This is a genomic window from Rhodocytophaga aerolata (assembly GCF_030503435.1).
GTDB lineage: Bacteria > Bacteroidota > Bacteroidia > Cytophagales > 172606-1 > Rhodocytophaga > Rhodocytophaga aerolata.
This window is the reverse complement of the sequence record NZ_JAUKPO010000002.1, coordinates 107087-129050: the sequence shown is the minus strand read 5'-3', so window position 1 is coordinate 129050 and position 21964 is coordinate 107087. Positions and strand designations below refer to the sequence as shown.

Genomic DNA, 21964 nt, shown 5'->3' with positions numbered 1-21964 from the left:
ATGAAAAAAAGCCTTTTGTTTTTTATCTCTCTCCTCTGGATTTGCTCTTGTTCTAAAACCAGAGAAGAAAAAATAGCCGCTTTCTGGCAATGGTTCGACACTAATAAAGAGCAATATGCAAACCTTACCCAAGAAGACCAGGCAGCCAAATTAAGTATCCTTATTGATAAACTGCACGACATTGATTCAGAGCTTTCAGTAGAAATAGCCTCTGAAATACAAGAGATAGTCATTTCTGCGGAAGGCGATACTTCCAGGTTTGCACTGGTAGAGGAAATAGTTAGCAAAGCGCCTGCCTTGGAAGAGTGGGATGTTACGGCTTTCCGTCAACCCAGAATGGAAGATTTTACTTTGCAGTACGAAGAAATTACACTCACTCCCTCAGAACTGTATTTTTTGCCAGTGGAGGATAACGACCAATTAGATATAATTGTCTATGGGTTAGGCTTCAGCCAATACAAGTACACTAAACTGGCACATTACGGCATGATTATGCTGGATAAAGTCATGGGTGAATATAATGTAGCTACCAAAGTACGGTATTATGATTTTAAGGATTTAGCAGAAGCAAAGAACAGCGAGGAACTGATTCCGCTATCGGAGTTGAATGATTACATAGAAGCCTTTCATGCCGAATCCAAAGAGAAGAATATCTGATTAGAAAAATAAAAGATCATTCCGGATATTTGCCTGCTAAACTTTTTTCTTCAACGGCTGCATTATGAATTTTATTGACTACGATTTTAAGAAAATCAGCACATTTATTTTTGATGTAGATGGCGTACTCACCGATGGTACATTACTAGCGCTGGAAAGCGGAGAACAAGCCCGCACCTTTCATATACGGGATGGATTTGGTATAGAAAAAGCCTTGCAAGCCGGATACAGAGTAGCGATTATTTCCGGAGGCAACCAAATGGGCGTGCGTAAACGCCTGGAATTTCTGAAGGTGCCGTATATTTACCTGGGTGTAGCCACAGACCGGAAGCTGGAAGTATTTAAACAGTTTATCCAAGAGCATGGTCTCGCACAGGAAGAAATTCTGTATATGGGCGATGATATGCCAGATTATGAGGTACTGAAAACAGGTGTACTGGCTACTTGTCCGCAAGATGCCATGCCCGATATACAAGCTCTTTGCCACTACATTTCTCCTTTTAGTGGCGGACGGGGAGCCGTACGGGATGTAATTGAACGGGTAATGCGGGATCAAGGGAAATGGATTCTGGTTCCTAGCGAAGAAAAATAAATTATTTATAGTTTTCGCCTTTCCGGTATTTGTTCATAATTATTCTGAACAGTTCCCCGGTAGTTGGAGGCGTATAAGTTATGGCATTTGCCCCTGCTTCTATGGTTTTCCGGATACTGTTCTCATCTTTGCCACCAGTTGCAATTATAGGAATGGTAGCACTAATAGTCCGGATCTTTTTTACGATGGCCTCCGTACGGTCGGCACCGGACACGTTGAAAATATCTATTCCGGCACTTATTCTTCCGGCAAAGTCATCTTCTTCCGACACGGTAGTTACAATTACCGGAATTTCCAGCTTCTTCTTTAACCGTTCAATTAATTCATTGGTGGCAGGTTTATTCAATACCACCCCTAATGCCCCCTGAAACTCGGCATCCAAGGCAATTTCCAGCGAACGTTTGCCGGAAGTAAGTCCGCCACCTATGCCACAGAAAATAGGTTTGTCGGCCGCTAGAATCAACGCATGCGTAATAATAGGCTGGGGAGTAAACGGATATACGGCAATAATGGCATCTGCATTGGTATTCCGGATAATTGCTACATCGGTACTGAAAAGCAGCGATTTAATACATTTACCCAAGATAATAATACCGCTACTTTCACTGATGACCTCCGGTACCCGGATAATATTACTCCGCAGATTTCCTTTAAATTCCGGAATAAAATCCGGTTTAGCTGGTTTTTTCATAGAGGTGTTGCTGGTAGTCTTATCTCAACAAGCTTGCTTCCCATATCCACTTACTTTTTAGTGGTGAATACCTGCTGGTGTTTAGTTGCCGGAATGGATAGGGTATACTTTTCTCCATCAGCCTCTACGGAAAGTTTTACATAATTAGCTGCACAATTCTCTTCCATATTAGCAATTTTCTCTGGCTGAGTGTTAATTGTAGCACCGTCTTCCCGTAAATTTTTGTGAAGCTGATAAATGGCTTGAATGGAAGGCGTATTTTGTAAGGCAGTAAACGTATCTGGGCCGCATCCCTTGCGGGTACCGTTGTTGATGACCGCTACTGTGGGTAATAAAGCTTTTACCAATACCGGGTTATTGCTCTGGTCCAGGCCATGGTGGTTTACCTGAAATACATCTACTTCCCCAGGCAGATTATCCGGGCAAACAAGGGTTTTCTCTACGTTCCAGGTAAGGTCGCCGCCATCAAAAAAGCGAAAAGAGCCAAATTCCATCATAAACACAGTACTATTGGCATTATCTGAAGTATCTACAGGTTTATCGGTAGCGGCATCACAATTGGCTGTATTAGCTTGCGGATCGGCTTTATCCGCAAATTTCTGGTCTAGTCCCAGGCACCACAGAGCAAGCTTGGCCACTCTTTTCGGTAAAGCTTTTAATTTAATCTGCGTACCAGGTTTCAAGGTTATTCTTTCAGCTTGAATTTGCCGGTACGGCGCAATGCGGCTGGCAAATTCTGCATCTTCACGTAATGTCTGAGGAATTCCTTTGTCATAGATGCGCTTTATGGGCATTTTTTTAGCCAGTTCGGCTGCTCCGCCATAGTGGTCTATGTGAAAATGGGTAACTATTAAATGGTCTATCTGTTTGAGTCCGGCTACCTCTGTGGCTACCTGATAAATACGTTGGGCATCCCGTCCACCCGGATTCCCGGTATCAATCAACACCGATTCACCTGCCGGGGTTACTAGTAATGTGGCTGCGCCGCCTTCTACATCTACCCAGTATACATCCAATGTACGGGCGGGCGGCGTGGAAGCAGTATTAGTAAAGAAAACAACAACAAGCACACAAAGAGTGAGGAGAAAGAAACGTGTATTCATATAGTACTACTGCTAAAGCGTAAACTAGAAAATAAGCCAGTGTGGCTGGAATTGATCTACTCAGATTGGTTTGATATATTGAATAATGTCTTCCACAATTTCTGCAGGAGACTTACCAATATTGGCTACAAAAACTGGTGTTTTAGGCTCCTCCAAGGTATTAAACTGGCTTTGCAACAAGCCAGGATTCATATAATGACCAATGCGTTTGCTCAGCCTATCACGTATAAGATCAAAAGAGCCTTTCAGATGCACAAATTTTACATCTTCCGATATATGGAGGTACTGCCGGTAAGTTTCCTTTAAGGCTGAACAAGCAAGCACCGCATGTTCTCCTTCGTCCAGGCTTTTTTGTATACGCTCGCGCAGGCTAGCCAACCAGGGCGTACGGTCTTCGTCGGTTAAAGGAATGCCTTGCCGCATCTTTTCTACATTGGCTTTCGGATGAAAATCGTCGGCATCATAAAATTTCCAGTCGAGGGTGGCGGAGAGGAGGCTGCCTACGGTTGTTTTGCCTGAGCCTGTTACGCCAAAAAGTATAACCACCATATATGTTGTAGTATGAAATATGGAACAAGATACTAAACTTCTGAGCATTTACATTAATCGCCTAGGCTTACTACGTATATTTTATCATTTCTCCAACCAACATGTATATGGCAATAGCCGTGTGATTTCTCTAGTAGCACATCACTTTGAATATTTTGCCAGATAAGCAGTTCGCGTTTCTACTAAATAGTGTTTTTCATAACGATTATATGCTGTAATCAATCTTACTCCCAGTTTTGCAGGCTTTCTTCGTAATAGGTTACCAGTATCTGGGTTTCCAGGGTATTTATTTCTGTGGGCCGCTCTTCGGTATCTTTGTCAAATACAAATAAGCCCGGAATCAACTGGGGCGTTAAAAACCGGTAGCCATTCTTGTGTTCTTTAGTAAACAAATGGCTATTAATGCGGCCAAAAAATGCGTCTTTTGAAACAGTATCATATTTCAGCGCATTGCCTGCCATTACAAACCCCCACTGGCCGAACGAAGGTACATAACTATTGAAGGGAATTACGTGTGAAAATACTTCTTCCATCGTATGGGCAATGCACCAGAAAGCATCCGGCGCAAAATAGGGCGAAGTAGCTTGGGTAATTACCAGACCATCGGCCGTTAACCGTTTTTGCAGCATATGGTAAAATTCCTTGGCATACAGCTTACCTAACCCGGTATCATTCGGGTCGGGCAGATCAATCAGGATAAGCGAATAAAGCTGTGAGGCATTTTTCACGAATGTAAAGGCATCTTCGTTAAATACATGTACTTTGGCATTACTTAGTGCCTGGGTATTGAGCTGCCGGAAAATGGGATGGGAGGCCGCTAACTGCGTCATGGCCGGGTCCAGGTCTACTAAATCTATGTGTTGTACAGATGGATATTTCAGTACTTCCCGTAACGCCAGGCCATCGCCGCCGCCTAAGATCAGAATACGTTCTGGTTTATTGACCAAAGCCATGGGAATATGCACCAACGGCTCATGGTAGCGGTACTCATCTACTGTAGAAAATTGTAAGTTCCCATTAATATATAAGCGGTAGTCCTGGTTCCATTTAGTCAATACAATCCGTTGGTAAGGCGACTGCTCTGTTAAAATAATTTCATCCTGATATACATACTGCTCAAAAAAGCTGGTAATGCGGAATGAATAGAAAAAGCCACCCAGCAGTACAATTGCCAGAAATACAGATACCTGAAACTGCTTCCGTCCATTCTGCAAAGCATCTTTGAAAACATGGCTGTTAAAGGCAGCTACACTCAGGTTCAAAACGCCTATCAGAAAAGAGGTACGCATGGTGCCCAGATAGGGGAGCAACACCAGAGGAAAAATGATAGAGGCTAGCAAAGCTCCGATGTAGTCAAAAGAAAGTACCTGGGCTACGGTATCTTTTAAGCTACTATAACTCCGCACAATGCGGGTTACCAGTGGAATTTCCAGGCCAATACCCGTTCCCAGGGTGCTGATGAGTAAAAAAGCCAGGAGATAATAGTTTTCGGTGAGTGAATAACCAAAATACAAGATAAAAGCGGATAAGCCGCCAATTAACCCAAGTAGGATTTCTATAGTAATAAAGTGATCCAGTAAGTGATCCTGAAAATATTTAGAGGCATACGAACCTACGCCCATAAAAGACATAAATAGCCCAATGGTAAGGGAAAACTGTAAGATACTGCTGCCCTGAAAATAGGTGGAAATACTACTGATCAGTAACTCATACAGGATACCGCAGGTAGCAATAATGAAGACAGAGGTAAGTAATACTGGTAAACCAGCTGTGGGAAGTTTGTGCGGTTGTTCGTCTGACAAATGGATGGAATGCTTATTTAATAAGATTGCTCAAGATTACGTATCCTGGGCTAATAGACTGGTGAAATTATGCCATCAGCTGGCAATAGCGGCAGCAATAATAATACAGATACCTAAAATCATGGCAGCGGCTACCATGGCTACAGCCATATTTTTATCTTCGGCAATTTGTTTAGCCATATGGCCAGGGATGAGCCAGTCCACAATTTTGAAGCCTACTACACACATAATAATGCCAATGGCTGAATAAACCAGCGTACCAATTATTCCTCTCTCAATAGCAGGAACGATAGGCACTTGTAACAGAAACAGAAGAATAGACATAGGTCAACGTGCTGAGTTAAACGGTGTAGAAGTTCAGAAATATCTATTTTACTTATTAATAATGTCTTACTACGAAAGCAGGAGTAAAATCAAACAAATTCTTTTTTACAGATGGCCGCTTATACTGAAGAGAATAGGTTTATTTCCCATATCTTGGCCCGCCTCCCCTGACTGTTCTGCCCAGAAAATAGCTCCTGCCTGTGCTACCAGACTGTGTTTTTGTTTGTTCCACTACCTGTTGATCTATTAACGATGACACACCTACTCCTTGGGTGGAAGCAACATACGCCACTCCTAGTATGAAGAGTAAACCACAAATGATCAATACACGGGTAAAGGTTTGCATACACAGAAAATCCGGATAAAGATAAAAAAATTAACATTCCAGTACCGCCCTAAAGTCCATTTTGAAAAGAATTCTTTTACTACAATACACATACCTTTCAAGTAATGTAGGCTAGGACAAACTCCTGATATGCTGATTTACCTGCTTAGCCATAGAAGCAGATACACTGTTTACCAAAGCTATTAATGTAAAAATGATGAGGCCAATGGTGTAATAACGGCTTAAAACACTCCCTTCCACTAATGTTAGTTTTACGGTAGCATCCGGAGCCGTGGTAGGAAGAGCTAAGATACGGGCAGTATACGTGCCAGGTTGATCCAAGCGGTAGAGCAAAGACTTAGATAGTTCAGCTTCTTCCCAATGCTCTACGCCGCTTTCGCCATCTTCTTGCCAGGCTTCATCGCCGGAGGCCCGGAAAAAGTCTCCTTCCATCACATTTATTACCTGGCCTTGCTCATTCAGAATTTCCAGGCCAGTCCACAGATCGGTGTTGTCGGGTATGGTGGCTGATAATTCCAGCTGGTATATTTTTTTAATGGCCTGCATTGGAATAGGTTGAGTAGTAGCCAGTACTTTAGGGTCATCGTCTTCTGTTGCTGGCTTGTTAGTTTGCGGAACGGTAAACTGCTGCGAATAAATTTCCCTGCCTTGGGTAAAGGAGTGAATTAATAGAATAGCAAAAGCCAGAGCCGTTAGCCAGTAGGTGATCCGCCAGAACCGCTTGCGTTTATTAATCTGGCCAATCTTTTGTTTTGCCTCCTGGATTACCGCATTATCCTCAAAAGCAGCTAGTACTTCCCATTCCGGAATAGAAGTCTCTTCGAAAAACTCTATTTCTTTAATTTCTTTGCTGTTAGCTAGCAACCGCCACTCCGCAATATAACTCTTCCCACTTGAGGTATACTCGGCAAACTTTACCTGGTCGCCGGCTTTTATCTGGTACGTGGATTCACCTTCAAAATAAAGTACCTTGGAGTCGCCATATTCTATCACCCGTTCTTTCCGGGCCGTACGAAAATTAAGGATGTTGGTGCCTGTAGGCAAATTCGGATGCTGGGGTAAAAAGGAAGTAGAAATAGCATAGCCGTCTGCATCTTCAATCAGATAAAAATAGGTGCGGTCTTCACTCATCAGTACCCATTCATCGTATTCCCAGCGTTCGTCGGAATAGCCAGTTTCACCCTCTTCAGACCAGTACTCTTTGTAGTCTGACTGCCACCGGGTCCGGCCCAGTACCTGATGTTTTTTTCCATGAAAAACAGCTTTCATGCCTAGGCGGATAAAGGATTTTGGAGGAAATTTGGAAGGTGCATGAAGTTTGGTAATTACCTGATGTGCTTCAGACGTTGCATCTAACACGGCTCCGCAGTACTGGCAGCCTACATAGTTGGTCCGTTTGTTAATTAACGTAATTTCTCCGGCACAATTCGTACAACGGAACTGCCTGACCGATTGGAAGTAACCCTGTGGTTGAATGCTGCTCATGAGAAAGCTGTGCTAAAGATTGAGTAGGTAAAAGATGTTAGGTGTACCTGTTATAACCATTGAAAGTCTGTTAAGGCTAGGGCTTCCCCTGTATTGAATTCTGTTTCTCCAGGCATATACTCGATGCTGACAGGTTTGCCATTGGATATTCCATCTATATAATCCGCTTTTTCACCCGGAATAACCTGGAAGGGTAGTTCACCTTCTCCACCATTAATGGTTGCCCTGTTCTTTTCTGTTACAAACAGCGTGGCACCATTAACCGAAATGTTTGTTCCTACGTTCACGGCATCAAATACCGGTGCCTGCGAGGTTAAGGGTTTTTTGCTGAATAGGATAAATTCTCCTTCATCTTCCTGCAACCCGTACTGGGTGTATTCGTCACCATCAAACCATAGTAGCCATTCATCCCAGAAACCATCTTCATAATTGAACCGTAATCTGCCCAGTACACTAAATAATTTGCCTTTTAATTTCCCCCGTTTTCCTACAGACACTACAGAGCCATAGTCTGCCAGTAAAATTGGTTGCCCGGCTGCACTGGCGGCACCTGCATTAATATAACTGGTTTGCCCGCAATAGCTACAGACTACCATTTTGGAGTACCGGTATTGCAGGTCCAGCTGGGCTCCACAGGAAGGGCATTGTATGCTTGGCAAAGACATAAATTCTGCTTCTGAATAGAAATGATAAAGATGAGAAAATTAGTAAAAAATAGAAATTAATCAAATGTTATCGTTATTTCCCTGCTGAGCGGATACCCTACACAGGTAAGTACCCATCCTGCGGCTACTTCTTTATCTGTTAATACTTTATTAAGCGTCATGTGCACGTTGCCTTGAGTGCAGCGGGCAGCACACGTAGAACATACACCCCCTAAGCAACTGTACGGAAGTTGGATGCCATTGGCCTGGGCCGTTTTCAGGATAGACTGGTTGTAAGGGGCCTCTAGTGCATATTTGTTTTGCCGGTAATGCAATTCAATTTTTTTAGGAGACGTATCTTGAAATACAGGTATAGCCGTTTCGGGTATTTCTTCGGTAATAAATATCTCCTGATGCATTTGCTCCTGGCGGAATTCCATAAAGGTTAACGTCATCCGTACCATGCGCATATAGGTAGAAGGGCCGCACATATAAAATTGAGCCAGGGATGCATCGTGCCGCAAGTATTGCTTAATCAGGGTTTGAAGTAAACCAATGTTGAGCCGGGCAGGGTGGGTGCCAGCTTGTGTAGGATTACTGCACAGTGGATGGTAGCTAAATCTGCTGGGGTATTGGGTAGCCAGTTCGCTGAGTTGCCTGGGAAATAAGGCGGTATCTTCACTCGTGTCACTTTTAATCAGGATGCAATGGCTTTGCGGCTCATGGGCCAGTAGGTCTTTCAATATAGATAACAGCGGTGTAATCCCGCTGCCAGCTCCGATCAAAAAAATATCCCGCTGCACGTCCGTCTGAGGTTCCAGGGTAAATCTTCCGGCAGGGGGCAAGCAAGTTAAAATATCTCCTTCCTTTAGATGATCTATCAGGTATCGGGACACTTCGCCATTCACTACTCTTTTAATGGTGACAGCCAATATTGAATCTATACCTGGTGTAGAGCTTAATGAGTATGACCTCCGCAATTCCTTTTCTCCATTCCGTAGCAGGATAGTTAAAAATTGGCCTGCCTTATAGTCCACGGTTGCTCCATCGGTAGGTTCTAAAAGTAATGTAATGGCTTCTTTCGTTTCGCGGATAATTTTACGGATACGTAACTCCAGATACTCTTTCATACAATGGACTACTGCTCGTTTAAATAAATTATATGTTCTACCATGTATTGACAAGAATAGGTATGGTTTATTCTGCCAGTCATTTAGTTTATATAGGTTTAACTCAAATATAGCTGCTTCTGTTTCCTTTCAACGTTTGCCTTGGCCTTTTAAGTAAAAGGAAATAATATCATATCATCCACCGATGGATTTATTTTACTACTCAGATAGAAAGATCGGCTTGTACATGTAAAAATGTATACCTCTTATATTCTCTGGCTCTGTCTTTCTGCTGTTCATCTATCCACTCGTAGAACACATCAGCCATAAAAATTACCACTTGTGTAATACTATGTTCTATGCATTACACACTACCTATCTTTGCATAGTAATCAGATATAACTCACATACTTTAATCAACCTGAGATACGATGAAAACATATATTTACTCCTTATGTATTTGCCTGATAAGCTTAAGCAGCTTTGCTCAAAGTTCGCAGAAGGGCAAAATAACCGGCGCCATGCTGGATGAAAATAAAAAGCCCGCCGAATTTGTGACCATGATGCTGGTACACGCCACGGATTCTTCCTTAGTAAAAGGAGCCGTTACCGATGTAGATGGCAACTATGAGTTTGACCAGATACCGGAAGGAAAATATATAATAGCGGCATCTATGGTAGGGTACAAAAAACTCTATACCAAGCCTTTCTCTATCAGCCAAGCCAATCTGCAGGTAGCTTTGCCAGTAATGCAGCTGGAAATAGATGCCAAAAACTTGAAAGAAGTAGTGGTAATCGGGCAGAAGCCTTTTATTGAACAGAAGTTGGATAAAACGGTGGTGAACGTAGAAAACAGCATTGTTTCCAGTGGAAGTACAGCCATGGAAGTACTGGAAAAAGCCCCCGGAATTATGGTAGATAAAGATGATAAAATCAGTTTGAAAGGCAAACAGGGGGTTATTATTATGATTGATGGCAAACAAACCTATTTGTCGGCTGAAGAGGTGAGTAATATGCTGCGGAATATGCAGAGTAATGCCATTGAGCAGATAGAAATTATTACCAATCCATCGGCCAAATACGATGCGGCTGGCAACTCTGGCATTATTAATATTAAGCTAAAGAAGAATAAAAATATGGGCATGAACGGCAATCTTACGGCTGGTGCCGGATATGGAAAATTGCCTAAGTATAATGGCGGAATTAATTTGAACTACCGCAATGGTAAATTTAATGTATTTGGTAATTATAACTATGGCTACAACGAACGGTTTAACACAACTGAACTGAACCGCGTAGTGAATTACGAAAATGAAGTTAGCTTATTTGACCAGTACAACCGCCGCACCTCCAGGTTCAACAATAATTCTTACAAAGTAGGCGTGGATTATTATCTGGATAAGAAAAATACCTTTGGATTTATGGCCAATGGATTTTTGAATAGTGGGAAGATGAATGTGGTAAACAATACGGATATAATGGATGGCAGCGGAAATCTGAAATCGAATGTAGCTTTGTTGAATAACATTGAAAACTCCTGGAAAAGCATGGCCTACAACCTGAATTATAAACGGACTTTCGACAGCACTGGCCGGGAATTTACGGCAGATGTAGATTATTCTAAATTTATGGGACAAGGCAACGACAACATCCGCAATTACTATTATAATTCAGTTGGGGAAGAAACCCAAGTGCCGCTGCTGTTGAAGAGTGATATTCCTTCTGAAGTGGATATTAAATCATTCAAAGCCGACTATATTCATCCACTAGGTAAAACGGCCAAGCTGGAAGCAGGGGTAAAAAGCAGCTATGTAGTTACTGATAATGATGTAAAGTTTGACCTGTTCCGGGAAAACAGCTGGGAAGTAGATACGACCAAAACCAATCACTTTAAATACACGGAAAATATCAACGCAGCCTATGTAAACTTCAGCAAAGAACTGAGTAAAATCTGGAGTTTACAACTGGGTCTACGGGCAGAACAAACCATTTCTAAAGGCAACTCTATCACCTTAAATAAAGTAGTAGACCGGAATTATCTGGAGTTTTTCCCCAGTGTATTTTTATCCCAGAAAATTGGCAAAGACCACCAGATGGCCTATTCTTACAGCCGCCGGATTGACCGCCCAAGTTACCAGGATTTGAATCCGTTTGTGTATTTTCTGGATCTGTATACGTACTTCCAGGGCAATCCATTCCTGAAACCACAGTTTACCAATTCTTTTCAGGTGTCGCATACCTATAAAGGCGGTTTTACCACTACCCTGGGTTACAGCCATACCAAAGATATATTTACGCAGGTAACTATTCAGGATGACCAAACCCAGATTACCAGAGCTACCATGACCAACCTGGATACCCGCCAGAACTATAGCTTAGGCCTGAGTATGCCCATTCCTATTACCAAATGGTGGTCTACAAACAATAATGTCAATGTGTTTTATAACCAGTTTCAGTCAACTTTCCTGGATGAGCAACTAGATAATTCCCAGCTGGCTGTAAATGTCAATACGAATCATACATTTATTTTACCAAAAGATTTCACCGCAGAGGTATCGGGTTTTTATAACTCTCCCTTTGTGGAAGGTATCCTTCGCGGACAATCGATGTATGCCGTAGGTTTTGGCTTGCAAAAGTCGTTTATGAGCAAAAAAGCAACCCTGAAACTGAATGTGAATGATGTGTTTAATATGATGCGGTTCAGAGGCGCTATTAACTACAGCAATATGGACTTGAGAATTTCCAATAAATGGGAGAGCCGCCAGGCCAGAGTTACCTTTACCTACCGCTTTGGCAAAAATGATATTAAACCTGCCCGCAAACGCGCTACCGGGCTAGAGTCTGAAGAGAACCGGATAAAAATGGGAAATTAAGGTAAGTTGGAAATTTAGCTTCGCTGAACTTACGTTTGAGAATGTAAAAATTGAAAATAGGTAATGAGAGAAAATGACATGCAGGTTTCAGGCCTGCATGTTTTTTTATAGGCAGCCTGCTTAAGGTTTAAAGTACAACACAGGTGAGGTAGAGGAAAAGCCAATAATAAAATGTATCTTAGTACACGTATAAAAGTACCCTAATCCCTATGAGCCGGACTTCAACTACCAGTACACTTCCTAAATCAGCCGCAGAGTTAGAAAAGCAATTATCCGGGACACATACACCGGGCCGTTTATTATCCTTAGATGTTTTTAGAGGGCTAACAGTAGCCGCCATGATCCTGGTGAATAATCCTGGTGACTGGGGAGCTATTTATCCACCCTTGCGGCATGCCGAGTGGCATGGAGCTACCCCTACTGATCTGGTATTTCCGTTTTTTTTGTTCATTGTGGGTGTGTCTATCACTTTCTCCTTATCTACGCGTAAATACGAAGAATCGGGCCATGCTAAACTAATAGCCAAAATTGGCAAACGTAGCCTGATTTTATTTGGTTTGGGGTTGTTTCTGCACTTGTTTCCCAGTTTCGATTTTGCTACCGTACGTATTCCGGGCGTGTTGCAGCGGATTGCCATCGTATTCTTTATTTGTGCTGTATTGTTCCTGAAAACCAGTATCCGCTCGCAGGCCTACCTTATGGCAGCTATTTTGCTCAGTTATTGGTTCCTGATGGCACTCGTGCCTGTACCGGGCGTAGGTATTGGCTATTTAGAACCAGGAAAAAACCTGGCTGCCTGGCTGGATAATCTGTTGCTGCACGGCCATCTATGGAAGCAAACCAATACCTGGGACCCGGAAGGAATACTGAGCACCTTACCTGCGGTTGCTACCGGAATTTCCGGTATGCTTGCCGGGCAATGGCTGCGGTTTGATATTGACCCTGCCCGCAAACTAACCTGGCTATTTGTAGCAGCCAATCTGGCCATTCTTACCGGCCTTATCTGGGACTGGGTATTTCCGATCAACAAAGCTCTATGGACCAGTTCTTTTGTACTATATACTTCTGGTTTGGCTTTACATGTACTGGCCGTCTGCTACTGGTTAATTGATATACAGGGATTTACAAAATGGACAAAGCCTTTTGTAGTGTATGGGGTAAATGCAATTACGGTGTTTTTTCTGTCTGGACTTATTCCACGTATCCTAAGCATGATTACAGTAACGAATGCGGATGGTACAGAAGTAGGCCTGCAAACGTATTTGTATAATACCCTTTTTACATCTGTATTTTCTCCAATAAATGCTTCCCTGGCATGGGCTATATCCTTTGTACTGGTATGGCTCGGTATTTTATGGATTATGTATAACAAGCGGATTATTATTAAGGTGTAAAAAAGCCGGAAAAGTACGGCCAACTACAAAAAATAATCAAATGACACAAATGCCGTAGAAATGCCGTAACCGAACCGTTACAATAGAGCCAAGGTAGACCTACATTTGTATGTAAACGACATAAGTATGAAACATACAGTATTGGCCGCCAGGATTGTAGCTCTGCGAAAAGGTAAAGGTATGTCGCAGGAACAACTGGCAGAAAAAGCTTCTATTAATTTACGTACCCTTCAACGCATTGAAAGTGGAGAAACAGAACCCCGGGGGCAAACGCTCCGTTTGCTAGCACTCGCCTTAGACTGCCCACTGGAGGAGTTGATTGATTTTACGAAAGAAGAAGACAAAGAATTTTTACAGCTATTAAATCTGTCAACGCTTTCTTTCTGGGTTGTTCCGCTGGGCAATATCTTTATTCCGCTGATCTTATGGGTGATGAAAAAAGACAAGATAAAAGGAGCCGCCGAACTGGGCAGACGGATATTAAATTTCCAGATTGTATGGTCTGTTTTAACGTTTGGCTCGTTATTTATACTGGTTTTTAGCACCCTGCTTCGTTTACCCGGAGCCACTCCCTGGACCCCTATCTATGGCGTTATGTTAGCTGGTGTGCTTTATCTCCTCAATTCTGTGCTCATTCTTATTGCCTCTGTGCAGATTAAAAAAGGAACAGAGAAAGTCTATTCCATTGGGATAAAAATTATCCGGTAATTTGTGGTAGCTCACCTTTTCTAAAAAATAAGGTGAACGGAAATCTTTATTTTCCTAATAGCTTGTAGACCATCTATGCTAATAAAAAGATTGTCAATATTTTTCTTTTGTACTATACAAGTAGCTTTTGTGGCTATAGGCCAAGATCACCGGAAAGTTTTGGTAGGTACAGATAGTTTTTATGTACATTCATACATTCCATTTCATTCTATGCATACAGAAGCAGACTGGAAAGAAATTTACTGGACTAAAGAAGTCCCTGACGGTAACTGGACTATCTTTTATGAGGATAGTGTAACGGTTGCTCAAATAGGACAGTTTCAAAATTTTAAGAAGCAGGGACTGTTTAGATACTACGATCTATTTGGAAGAAAGGACTCAGAGGCAACTTATCAGGATGGCCAAACGCTTATTTATAAATCATTTCACTTAAATGGCAACCTTTCCTATCAAATTAGTTATTCGAACAATAAAAAAATCAGCCAGTCATGGTATGACACAGGTATTCCGGCAAGCCATATTACTGACAAAAGAAAAATATACTTTTTCCCTAATGGAAGGATGAGGCTACGTAAAGAATATACCAATGGCAAACTAGATGGGGATGGTGCGGTTGCTTTATTCAATGAAAGAGGTCAATTAGTATTCAGGGGAAATTGGGAGGCAGGAAAACCGCAAGGAAAATTTGTATATGGCAATGGCAGAAGAAATAAATTAGTAAAGTATGAGAAGCTTCCTAAATCACTTCTTAGAGAACTTGAGCTTGATAATTAGTTTTGTATCAACCTCCGTTTATATATTATAAAGAAAGCCCCTCCTGTTTTTCAGGAAGGGCTTTTTCAAAAGTCTTTCTTTGGCTTTGTGTCAAAGTGCAGTCATTCAAATTAGAATTATCAATTAGTTGAAGGCCAAGACAGTAAATTTCTGCAGATAGATTCTAGTAATCTATTTCAATAGAAAAAGCGCTTGGCCTCCATAGGAATTTTTTTTAAGAAGATAAATCTTGAAATAAAAAAATTACTTAGCTACCAGGTCATCCGGGCGCTGAATAAACTGAATGATCAGTTCATGTTTATCGCCATCCTTATCTTCCAGTTTCAGTACCAGATTGGGATTATCTTTCGTGCTGTTGTTCGTGATGTCGACAATGGTATTGACAGCCGATTTTTTCTGGATTTCCTCCCGCAGGTCCGCTATAATTTTGGCAAATTCTATTTCAATCAGACTGGGATTATAATGGATTGTTTTCATAAAGAGTAAGTTTATAAATTACAGTAATAGAAAATTAGCCTGTCAGAAAATTTTTCCTTCACCATATACTACTTCCGTTGCCCGGTTTACGGCATTAAACCGGAAAGAGACAGTACGGGCTTTAGAGTTCTCCCGGTCTCCCTCACATTGTACGCCAGGTTCTACAAAATAGACATAGGCTTTTTGCGTCCGTTCCAGTAACAGCTGAAAATCTGGCCTTCCCAGCAGACGCAGCACTTCTTCTTGCGTCAGCCCCAACAACTCCCGCCGGATTTTTTCAAAGTCTCCGGCTAAGCGTTTACGCTCGCCCTGGCAGCCAAGTTTATCTTGTTTCCAGGTGGCTGCATCAAAATTTTCAAAAGTTTTGCTTTCGGTACAGGCAATCAGGCATACAAGCAGTATATAGAAAAAATGCCTCACACGGCCTGCAAATTGATGAATCATTGAGTAAAATCTTACTTTCACGGGTGGCTATTTACCCAGACTAAATTTTTTATATTATAAACTATATATATACCTTTGTGTTTTTAAATTACTATTTAATACATTTCATTACAATTTATGCCACAAGGTACAGTAAAGTTCTTCAATGAAACAAAAGGTTTTGGTTTTATTGTAGACGATGAGACACAACAAGACATTTTTGTGCACGTTTCAGGTATTCAGGAAGAAATCCGTCAGAACGACCGCGTTTCCTACAAAATTACCGAAGACAAAAGAGGTAGCAAAGCAATCGATGTAAGGCCCCTATAATATATAGATCAGAATTCGAAAAAGACTGCAATTGTTACAAGAAAGGACTTTAGTTTATCTAAAGTCCTTTTATTTTTTAGCCTCCTCGCAATAGGTAAGTAAGGCACTTTTTGCATCCGGGTGCCCAAGCCGTTCGGCTTGTTTCAGCTGCGAACAACCCTGTTCTTTTTCCTCATTTAGCAGCTGGGCTATACCCAGGCTAAACCGGGCTTTGCCTGACTTCCCATCCAGGCGCACACTCTCTTTAAAATCGGCAATGCTGCCTTTCAGTTCCTGCATTTCAAACTTGGCAATACCCCGGTTGTAGTAAGCATTGGCATCGGCCGGATTCAGTAAAATGGCTTTATCAAAATCGGTCATAGCTTCTTTAAACTGTTTTTGCTGATAATAAATAAAACCACGGTTAATGTATAAATCTGCCGAGTCGGGTTGCAGGCGGATGGCTTCATTAGAATCAGTAAGGGCTCCCTTTATATCCTGCATAGCTATTTTAGCCCGTGCCCGGTTATAATAGGGTTTATACGACTGCGGATTCAGCTTAATGGCCTGTTCATAATCCATTAAAGCCTCCTGATATTGTTTCAGCTCATAATATGCTACACCTCTGGTATTGAAAGCTTCAAAATTATCTACATCTTTTTCTATGGCCCGGTTGAGAAACGTAAGGGCTTCGTTAAATTTTTGCTCATTCATTAATTGCCGGGCACGTTCCAGAAAAGCTTCAGAAGATTGCGTACACGCAGCCAGCAGGCATATAATTCCAAAATACCAATAAGATTTGTTTATTTTTTTATACATCATAGCGAACAATAGTATCACCGGGAGAACGGTTCTGGATACAACTTGCTGCAAGTTACGGAGAACAGAAGAAATACAGGATAGAAAATGAATTTTATCTCTTGTTGCCCAGCAGCTTACCGGCACGGATGGCCTTTTTCTTTTTAGTAAATCGCCATAAACCAAATACAAACACACCTACGCCCAGGGGAATAAATAAAATACCGATGGCGATAAGAATGTGGGTCTTGGTAAATTCCATTAAGCTGAGGCCGGCAATAAACAGGGAAAAAGCCGTCCGGCAATAGGCCAGAAACGTCCGTTCGTTGGCCATGATCGTCCGTTCTGTAGCTAATACATCATTTAGTGCAACCTGAGGTTCAGTGTCTGTAAGTTTGGCTTCCATAACTGATTTATTCAAACGTACAAAATATAAAAGCGTTAATACTTTGTTGAGTTCTTATAAAATTAGCACCACCTGTTAACTTGCGTTCAAGAAGTGGAATCTGTCTCAAAAACTATGGCAAAAATAACAAAGGTATCCCTGAAAAAACACCTGGATGAGTTAGATAAAAAAGAGTTAGTGGAAGAGGTACTTAAATTATACAGTAAGTTTAGCCAGGTAAAGGAGTTTTACCAGATGGAGCTAAGCGACGATACCAAAGCTTTTGTAGATAGTTACAAGAAAAAAATCAAAGCTATTTATTTTCCGGCCAGAGGATACCGCTATCCCAGAGCTTCTGCCATCCGCAGGCTTATTTCTAAGTTTAAAAAAGTAGCTGTATTCGATTTCGATGTAGTGGATTTATTGCTATACCGGGTAGAAAATGGAATTGCGTACAGCAAAACGTTTGGCGGCATAGACGAAGCCTTTTATACATCCATTACCTCTTCCTATGACGAAGCCCTGAAGTTAATTACTAAAAGCAATCTGCATACGGAGTTTAAAGACCGCTGCCGGCAGATTGTTACAGATTCCGAATACATGGGCTGGGGTTTTCACGCTAATCTTTCTTACGCCTTCGGAGAATGTTTTGGCGAAGCGTAGCTCAATTATACAACAGGTACCTGTAAAAGCCATTTATCTTAATCCCTAAAAAGCAGATCTATTCTGCTGTAAAAAGCTGTTGCCGGTTAATTTTAATCTCTACGCATGTTGCAGTTACTCCATTTCTCAGGTGTTTAGCTGACAAATTAAAAAAATTGAAAAAAATCTGAAAAAAGTATTCACTACGCAAAAAGGCTGCGCAGGAGCCCCCCAACTTTGAATCATCAAATGAAACAATACACAAAACACGTATCATTATGCGGTTCAATACACTAAAAGCAAAAGCAGCGGAGATAGTTAACCATGAAGGAGCCAGCGCATTCTCCATGACGCAAGAACTGGAACTGTATACAGCTGTGGTTACAGCCAGCTTATCTGATAACTTTTATGAAAAAGGAGGCGAACGGGTAAACCGCATTATAGAGCTTGTTGCCAAAGTAGATACACGTTTTCTGGCGCAGCTAGCAGTTTATACACGGGAGAGAATGTATTTACGTACCATCCCAATGGTGCTGGCGGTAGAGTTGGCCAAAGTGCATAACGGCGACAATCTGGTGAAAAATATGATCACCCGCGTAGTGGGACGGGCAGATGAAATTACGGAGTTACTGGCCTATTACCAGATGGCAAACAAGCGCAATGGTACTAAAAAACTGAACAAATTATCCAAGCAAGTGCAAAAAGGGTTGGCAGAAGCTTTTAACAAGTTCGATGAATACCAGTTTGCCAAATATAACCGTGATACCGTTGTTTCTTTACGGGATGCCTTATTTCTGGTTCACCCAAAGGCAAAAGATGAAGCGCAACAGGCCATTTTTACTAAAATAGTAAACGACACCTTGCAAGTACCCTATACCTGGGAAGTAGAATTATCTAAACTGGGTCAGCAGTCATTTGCTTCGGAAAAAGAAAAAAGCCAGGCGGTACGCTCAACATGGGAAGAGTTGATTAGCAGCGGAAAACTGGGATATATGGCCTTGATGCGTAACCTGCGGAATATTTTGCAGGCCGAGGTAAGTAGTGAGCATATACAGTTGGTAGGAAAAACACTGACTAGTGCGGCGGGCGTACGGAAATCCAAGCAGTTGCCTTTCCGTTTCCTAGCAGCTTACCGCGAAATAGAGCAGGTAAAATCTTCCTACAGTGGCTATATCATGGAATGTCTGGAGAAGGCTATAATCATCAGTGCAGAAAACATCCGTGGGTTCGATTTGCATACCAAAGTTTTAATTGCTTCCGATGTGTCTGGTTCTATGTACAGTCCTTTGTCTAAGAACAGCGCCATTCAGTGCTACGATATTGGCCTGGTGTTGAGTATGCTGTTGCGTAGCCGGTCTAAAAATGTGATAACAGGTATTTTCGGCGAACGCTGGATGACGGTGAACCTGCCAGAATCAAATGTGCTGGCAAATGTGGCCAAGCTCCGCAGTATGCAAGGCCAGGTAGGATACGCCACTAACGGCCACCTGGTAATTAACGATCTGATCAACAGAAAACAAGTAATGGACAAAGTGCTGTTCTTTACCGATTTGCAGATGTGGGATAGCCGCAATGGAGGCGATAGTTTAAGCGCTGCATGGGCCCGCTACAAAAAAGAAGTAGCTCCCCAGGCTAAGTTATACCTGTTCGATCTGATGGGTTACGGGCAATCGCCTATCCGTTTACAGCAAAACGATGTATACCTGCTTGCCGGATGGTCTGACAAGGTGTTTGATGTGTTGTCGGCTATTGAAGATGGAAGCAATGCCCTAGCAGAGATACAAAAAATAGAAGTATAGAAAACAGAGAAGGTGCCGTAGAAAAGTATTCCTTCGCTTTTGGTTGCAACTGTCTGCAAAGACAGTCAGGTTCAATTCCTGTACGGACTTTTCGTTAGTAGCCCTTCTCTGTTTTTAAAAAACAAAAGTTATAAGCACATACGTAGAGTAGCGTTTCATCGCAGACGTGTAATTTGAAAACACACTGTTTGTTTGTTGCTCTGTTTGCTAAAATAAAATGGGTGTCGTAGGGTAGCAATACTTCGTTTGACCTCATCGGACGCAGGTTCGAGCCCTGCCTTCTGGCAAAAGTTAGAAGTAGCTCAGTGGTTAGAGCAATGAAAAGAAGGCTGCCCGCTTGTTACCCCAGACATAGAAAGGTGCCGTAGAAGGGCGTTACTTCGCCTGTCACGCTGGAGGTTGTGGGTTCGATTCCCACCTTTTATGCAAATAAAAGATAGTTCAATGGTAGAATGCCAACTTGTACGCCCTTCGGCCGTTGCCCTTTCATGGTAAGTAAAGAAGGATGTCGTAAACATGGGTTACTTCGCGCACTCAGGGGAGGAATATCATAGTTGCCACTGTGCAGCAAAGGTATCCGGGTTCAACTCCCGGCATGCGTTGCCCCGCTACTCAGGTTGCCTGTTACTCCTTCGTTGCTTATGAAGTATGCAAAGTTCAAAAACTTAATAAGATGTCTATGAAAAAGGACCATAAGAAACCAATATATTGCCCGTAAGTAACTAGTCCGGCAACTAATGCTGATGGCTGTGGGCAAACCAATAAACATTTTGTGCTCGTAGCTCAGCTGGTTAGTAGCACCTGCCTTTTAAGCAGGGGGTCGAGGGTTCGAATCCCTCCGGGCACACTACAGGGTGTCGTAAATAAGTCTTACTTCGAATCTAATCGGTGGGTCGCGGGTTCGAATCCCGCTTCCGGCTCTATTACCTCATATGCCGGAATAGCTCAGTGGTAGAGCAACATAAGCGACTTATTGTTTGTTACCCCTATTTTATAAAGGTGCCGTAGAAAAGTATTTCTTCGCTTTGGGTGCTAGTGTTCGCAAGAACGTGCAGGTTCGAGTCCTGCTTTCGGAGAGCTCCGGAATGGTGGAATTGGTAGACACGCTATATAGAGACTTTTCGTTTGTTGCCCTTTTGTACTATAATAAAAGCCATAGTTCCCTATACATATCAGTAGTTGTTTTGCCTTTTCGGTGGCAAATCTTGTTTTTTCGACCCCCTGTATAAAATCCGCACGTAGTTACTTCCCACGCGAAACTTCTGCCAAGCAATTTTGGTAAACGTTAACTACGTTAAACCAAAGTGTTACAGCTAATACTCAATCAATTTTTCACGGTAGTACATTATTTCTCACCCCGGACTTTTCTCTGGTGCTCCAATAAGTTCAAGTGCTTCTCCTTTGTCCGCCAAAAGCATATCCTGCCCTTAGCTCAAGCGTTACAAGTGATTTATGTTGGGTAAATTTGCAGTCCATATAGCTTCCATTCTTTTACCAAGCTTTGTATAATAATTCCCTTCCATCAGTATTTCTACTAGTTCCTGTGATTTTTATCAAAAATAATTTGAAACAATGCATATTTATACTATCTTAGTAAATAAGATATTTAGTAACTAAGATATTATGGATGATGAGTTAATTAAACGGCTGAGGAAACTGATTCAACACTATGCCTATACCTCTATTCAAATGCATGAAGCCGTTGCCCGAAAAGCAGGTCTTTCCGGAACTGACCATAAATACCTGGGATTTCTGATAGAAAGAGGACAAATGACTGCAGGGGAACTTGCAACACTAACAGGGCTGACAACAGGTGCTGTTACAGGTTTAATAGACAGGCTTGAAAAGAAAAACCTGGTTAAACGGCAGTTTGCCCAGGATGACAGACGGAAGGTTATCATTGAGCCAGACACCCCGGCCATAATGGCCCTTTTGGCACCGCTTTATAAAGAATTCCGGAGCAAATCAGAAAACCTTATTGCTTCATTTGCAGAGGAGGAACTCAAAATCTTGGAAGCCTACTTTTTAGCGGCAATTGAACTAATGAACGAAACAACCAACAAGCTCACAAACAACTAAT

Annotated in this window: 23 protein-coding genes and 3 tRNA genes; 13 read left to right on the top strand and 13 right to left on the bottom strand. The window is 42.0% G+C overall.

The genetic code is table 11. The features are described from left to right. Both Q0590_RS04975 and Q0590_RS04970 read left to right on the top strand, forming a co-directional pair. Entirely contained in the window at window positions 1-657 is a 657-nt protein-coding gene (locus Q0590_RS04975) for a hypothetical protein (RefSeq protein WP_302036391.1), read from the top strand. Between the two features lie 64 nt (window positions 658-721). After that, window positions 722-1249 (top strand): KdsC family phosphatase, encoded by a 528-nt coding sequence (locus Q0590_RS04970; RefSeq protein WP_302036390.1) that lies wholly within the window; start codon window positions 722-724, stop codon window positions 1247-1249. Between the two features lies 1 nt (window position 1250). Here the strand turns inward: Q0590_RS04970 and Q0590_RS04965 are convergent, their stop codons facing one another. The 9 genes from Q0590_RS04965 to Q0590_RS04925 all read right to left on the bottom strand — a co-directional run bounded on the left by Q0590_RS04965 (window position 1251) and on the right by Q0590_RS04925 (window position 9323). Beyond that, a complete protein-coding gene (locus Q0590_RS04965; RefSeq protein ID WP_302036389.1) occupies window positions 1251-1940 on the bottom strand; it encodes a hypothetical protein in 690 nt (229 codons plus the stop codon). Window positions 1941-1990: 50 nt separating this feature from the next. Further along, complete coding sequence (locus Q0590_RS04960) at window positions 1991-3043, bottom strand: ComEC/Rec2 family competence protein (RefSeq protein ID WP_302036388.1); 1053 nt, start codon at window positions 3041-3043, stop codon at window positions 1991-1993. Between the two features lie 60 nt (window positions 3044-3103). Beyond that, on the bottom strand, window positions 3104-3592 hold the full coding sequence (locus tag Q0590_RS04955) for a gluconokinase (protein ID WP_302036387.1): 489 nt from the start codon (window positions 3590-3592) through the stop codon (window positions 3104-3106). Window positions 3593-3816: 224 nt separating this feature from the next. Beyond that, the gene (locus Q0590_RS04950; RefSeq protein ID WP_302036386.1) at window positions 3817-5394 is read right to left on the bottom strand and encodes a polyamine aminopropyltransferase; all 1578 of its coding nucleotides are present in this window, start codon (window positions 5392-5394) and stop codon (window positions 3817-3819) included. Between the two features lie 75 nt (window positions 5395-5469). Then, window positions 5470-5718, bottom strand: a complete 249-nt coding sequence (locus Q0590_RS04945) for a DUF350 domain-containing protein (protein ID WP_302036385.1) — start codon at window positions 5716-5718, stop codon at window positions 5470-5472. Between the two features lie 139 nt (window positions 5719-5857). Further along, the gene (locus tag Q0590_RS04940) at window positions 5858-6064 is read right to left on the bottom strand and encodes a hypothetical protein (RefSeq protein WP_302036384.1); all 207 of its coding nucleotides are present in this window, start codon (window positions 6062-6064) and stop codon (window positions 5858-5860) included. A gap of 111 nt (window positions 6065-6175) precedes the next feature. Further along, complete coding sequence (locus Q0590_RS04935) at window positions 6176-7549, bottom strand: hypothetical protein (RefSeq protein WP_302036383.1); 1374 nt, start codon at window positions 7547-7549, stop codon at window positions 6176-6178. Between the two features lie 50 nt (window positions 7550-7599). Further along, on the bottom strand, window positions 7600-8214 hold the full coding sequence (locus Q0590_RS04930; protein WP_302036382.1) for a DUF4178 domain-containing protein: 615 nt from the start codon (window positions 8212-8214) through the stop codon (window positions 7600-7602). Between the two features lie 56 nt (window positions 8215-8270). Further along, complete coding sequence (locus tag Q0590_RS04925; RefSeq protein WP_302036381.1) at window positions 8271-9323, bottom strand: 2Fe-2S iron-sulfur cluster-binding protein; 1053 nt, start codon at window positions 9321-9323, stop codon at window positions 8271-8273. Between the two features lie 410 nt (window positions 9324-9733). Here Q0590_RS04925 and Q0590_RS04920 point away from each other — a divergent pair, with 410 nt between their 5' ends. The 4 genes from Q0590_RS04920 (at window position 9734) to Q0590_RS04905 (ending at window position 15051) form a co-directional block, all read left to right on the top strand. Then, on the top strand, window positions 9734-12175 hold the full coding sequence (locus Q0590_RS04920; protein WP_302036380.1) for a TonB-dependent receptor: 2442 nt from the start codon (window positions 9734-9736) through the stop codon (window positions 12173-12175). 209 nt (window positions 12176-12384) lie between these two features. Next, the gene (locus Q0590_RS04915; RefSeq protein WP_302036379.1) at window positions 12385-13569 is read left to right on the top strand and encodes an acyltransferase family protein; all 1185 of its coding nucleotides are present in this window, start codon (window positions 12385-12387) and stop codon (window positions 13567-13569) included. 126 nt (window positions 13570-13695) lie between these two features. Continuing rightward, the gene (locus Q0590_RS04910; RefSeq protein WP_302036378.1) at window positions 13696-14277 is read left to right on the top strand and encodes a helix-turn-helix domain-containing protein; all 582 of its coding nucleotides are present in this window, start codon (window positions 13696-13698) and stop codon (window positions 14275-14277) included. A gap of 210 nt (window positions 14278-14487) precedes the next feature. After that, window positions 14488-15051, top strand: a complete 564-nt coding sequence (locus Q0590_RS04905; protein WP_302036377.1) for a toxin-antitoxin system YwqK family antitoxin — start codon at window positions 14488-14490, stop codon at window positions 15049-15051. Window positions 15052-15294: 243 nt separating this feature from the next. On the opposite strand, the gene Q0590_RS04900 is transcribed toward Q0590_RS04905, so the two are convergent. Further along, window positions 15295-15528 (bottom strand): hypothetical protein, encoded by a 234-nt coding sequence (locus Q0590_RS04900; RefSeq protein WP_302036376.1) that lies wholly within the window; start codon window positions 15526-15528, stop codon window positions 15295-15297. 42 nt (window positions 15529-15570) lie between these two features. Next, window positions 15571-15972, bottom strand: a complete 402-nt coding sequence (locus Q0590_RS04895; RefSeq protein WP_302036375.1) for a hypothetical protein — start codon at window positions 15970-15972, stop codon at window positions 15571-15573. Window positions 15973-16089: 117 nt separating this feature from the next. Between Q0590_RS04895 and Q0590_RS04890 the strand changes: the two genes are divergently transcribed. Next, window positions 16090-16281 (top strand): cold-shock protein, encoded by a 192-nt coding sequence (locus tag Q0590_RS04890; protein ID WP_302036374.1) that lies wholly within the window; start codon window positions 16090-16092, stop codon window positions 16279-16281. A 69-nt stretch (window positions 16282-16350) separates the two neighbouring features. Here the strand turns inward: Q0590_RS04890 and Q0590_RS04885 are convergent, their stop codons facing one another. Together Q0590_RS04885 and Q0590_RS04880 are read right to left on the bottom strand one after the other, a co-directional pair. Then, on the bottom strand, window positions 16351-17082 hold the full coding sequence (locus tag Q0590_RS04885; RefSeq protein ID WP_302036373.1) for a tetratricopeptide repeat protein: 732 nt from the start codon (window positions 17080-17082) through the stop codon (window positions 16351-16353). 91 nt (window positions 17083-17173) lie between these two features. Then, a complete protein-coding gene (locus tag Q0590_RS04880; RefSeq protein WP_302036372.1) occupies window positions 17174-17464 on the bottom strand; it encodes a YidH family protein in 291 nt (96 codons plus the stop codon). 114 nt (window positions 17465-17578) lie between these two features. Here Q0590_RS04880 and Q0590_RS04875 point away from each other — a divergent pair, with 114 nt between their 5' ends. The 6 genes from Q0590_RS04875 to Q0590_RS04850 all read left to right on the top strand — a co-directional run bounded on the left by Q0590_RS04875 (window position 17579) and on the right by Q0590_RS04850 (window position 21963). Continuing rightward, the gene (locus Q0590_RS04875) at window positions 17579-18106 is read left to right on the top strand and encodes a DUF6155 family protein (protein WP_302036371.1); all 528 of its coding nucleotides are present in this window, start codon (window positions 17579-17581) and stop codon (window positions 18104-18106) included. 257 nt (window positions 18107-18363) lie between these two features. After that, on the top strand, window positions 18364-19884 hold the full coding sequence (locus Q0590_RS04870; RefSeq protein WP_302036370.1) for a TROVE domain-containing protein: 1521 nt from the start codon (window positions 18364-18366) through the stop codon (window positions 19882-19884). A gap of 290 nt (window positions 19885-20174) precedes the next feature. Beyond that, a tRNA-OTHER gene (locus Q0590_RS04865) sits at window positions 20175-20310 on the top strand. A 346-nt stretch (window positions 20311-20656) separates the two neighbouring features. After that, window positions 20657-20731, top strand: a tRNA-Lys gene (locus Q0590_RS04860). 88 nt (window positions 20732-20819) lie between these two features. Then, window positions 20820-20960 (top strand) — tRNA-OTHER (locus Q0590_RS04855). A gap of 547 nt (window positions 20961-21507) precedes the next feature. Continuing rightward, the gene (locus Q0590_RS04850) at window positions 21508-21963 is read left to right on the top strand and encodes a MarR family winged helix-turn-helix transcriptional regulator (protein ID WP_302036369.1); all 456 of its coding nucleotides are present in this window, start codon (window positions 21508-21510) and stop codon (window positions 21961-21963) included. The last annotated feature ends 1 nt before the right edge of the window (window position 21964 follow it).

Excerpts from the sequence above, each read along its gene's own strand:
- Q0590_RS04975 (WP_302036391.1), top strand. The coding sequence starts at position 1 with ATGAAAAAAAGCCTTTTGTTTTTTATCTCTCTCCTCTGGATTTGCTCT.
- Q0590_RS04970 (WP_302036390.1), top strand. The coding sequence starts at position 722 with ATGAATTTTATTGACTACGATTTTAAGAAAATCAGCACATTTATTTTT.
- Q0590_RS04965 (WP_302036389.1), bottom strand. The coding sequence starts at position 1,940 with ATGAAAAAACCAGCTAAACCGGATTTTATTCCGGAATTTAAAGGAAAT.
- Q0590_RS04960 (WP_302036388.1), bottom strand. The coding sequence starts at position 3,043 with ATGAATACACGTTTCTTTCTCCTCACTCTTTGTGTGCTTGTTGTTGTT.
- Q0590_RS04955 (WP_302036387.1), bottom strand. The coding sequence starts at position 3,592 with ATGGTGGTTATACTTTTTGGCGTAACAGGCTCAGGCAAAACAACCGTA.
- Q0590_RS04945 (WP_302036385.1), bottom strand. The coding sequence starts at position 5,718 with ATGTCTATTCTTCTGTTTCTGTTACAAGTGCCTATCGTTCCTGCTATT.
- Q0590_RS04940 (WP_302036384.1), bottom strand. The coding sequence starts at position 6,064 with ATGCAAACCTTTACCCGTGTATTGATCATTTGTGGTTTACTCTTCATA.
- Q0590_RS04935 (WP_302036383.1), bottom strand. The coding sequence starts at position 7,549 with ATGAGCAGCATTCAACCACAGGGTTACTTCCAATCGGTCAGGCAGTTC.
- Q0590_RS04930 (WP_302036382.1), bottom strand. The coding sequence starts at position 8,214 with ATGTCTTTGCCAAGCATACAATGCCCTTCCTGTGGAGCCCAGCTGGAC.
- Q0590_RS04925 (WP_302036381.1), bottom strand. The coding sequence starts at position 9,323 with ATGAAAGAGTATCTGGAGTTACGTATCCGTAAAATTATCCGCGAAACG.
- Q0590_RS04920 (WP_302036380.1), top strand. The coding sequence starts at position 9,734 with ATGAAAACATATATTTACTCCTTATGTATTTGCCTGATAAGCTTAAGC.
- Q0590_RS04915 (WP_302036379.1), top strand. The coding sequence starts at position 12,385 with ATGAGCCGGACTTCAACTACCAGTACACTTCCTAAATCAGCCGCAGAG.
- Q0590_RS04910 (WP_302036378.1), top strand. The coding sequence starts at position 13,696 with ATGAAACATACAGTATTGGCCGCCAGGATTGTAGCTCTGCGAAAAGGT.
- Q0590_RS04905 (WP_302036377.1), top strand. The coding sequence starts at position 14,488 with ATGCATACAGAAGCAGACTGGAAAGAAATTTACTGGACTAAAGAAGTC.
- Q0590_RS04900 (WP_302036376.1), bottom strand. The coding sequence starts at position 15,528 with ATGAAAACAATCCATTATAATCCCAGTCTGATTGAAATAGAATTTGCC.
- Q0590_RS04895 (WP_302036375.1), bottom strand. The coding sequence starts at position 15,972 with ATGATTCATCAATTTGCAGGCCGTGTGAGGCATTTTTTCTATATACTG.
- Q0590_RS04890 (WP_302036374.1), top strand. The coding sequence starts at position 16,090 with ATGCCACAAGGTACAGTAAAGTTCTTCAATGAAACAAAAGGTTTTGGT.
- Q0590_RS04885 (WP_302036373.1), bottom strand. The coding sequence starts at position 17,082 with ATGATGTATAAAAAAATAAACAAATCTTATTGGTATTTTGGAATTATA.
- Q0590_RS04880 (WP_302036372.1), bottom strand. The coding sequence starts at position 17,464 with ATGGAAGCCAAACTTACAGACACTGAACCTCAGGTTGCACTAAATGAT.
- Q0590_RS04875 (WP_302036371.1), top strand. The coding sequence starts at position 17,579 with ATGGCAAAAATAACAAAGGTATCCCTGAAAAAACACCTGGATGAGTTA.
- Q0590_RS04870 (WP_302036370.1), top strand. The coding sequence starts at position 18,364 with ATGCGGTTCAATACACTAAAAGCAAAAGCAGCGGAGATAGTTAACCAT.
- Q0590_RS04850 (WP_302036369.1), top strand. The coding sequence starts at position 21,508 with ATGGATGATGAGTTAATTAAACGGCTGAGGAAACTGATTCAACACTAT.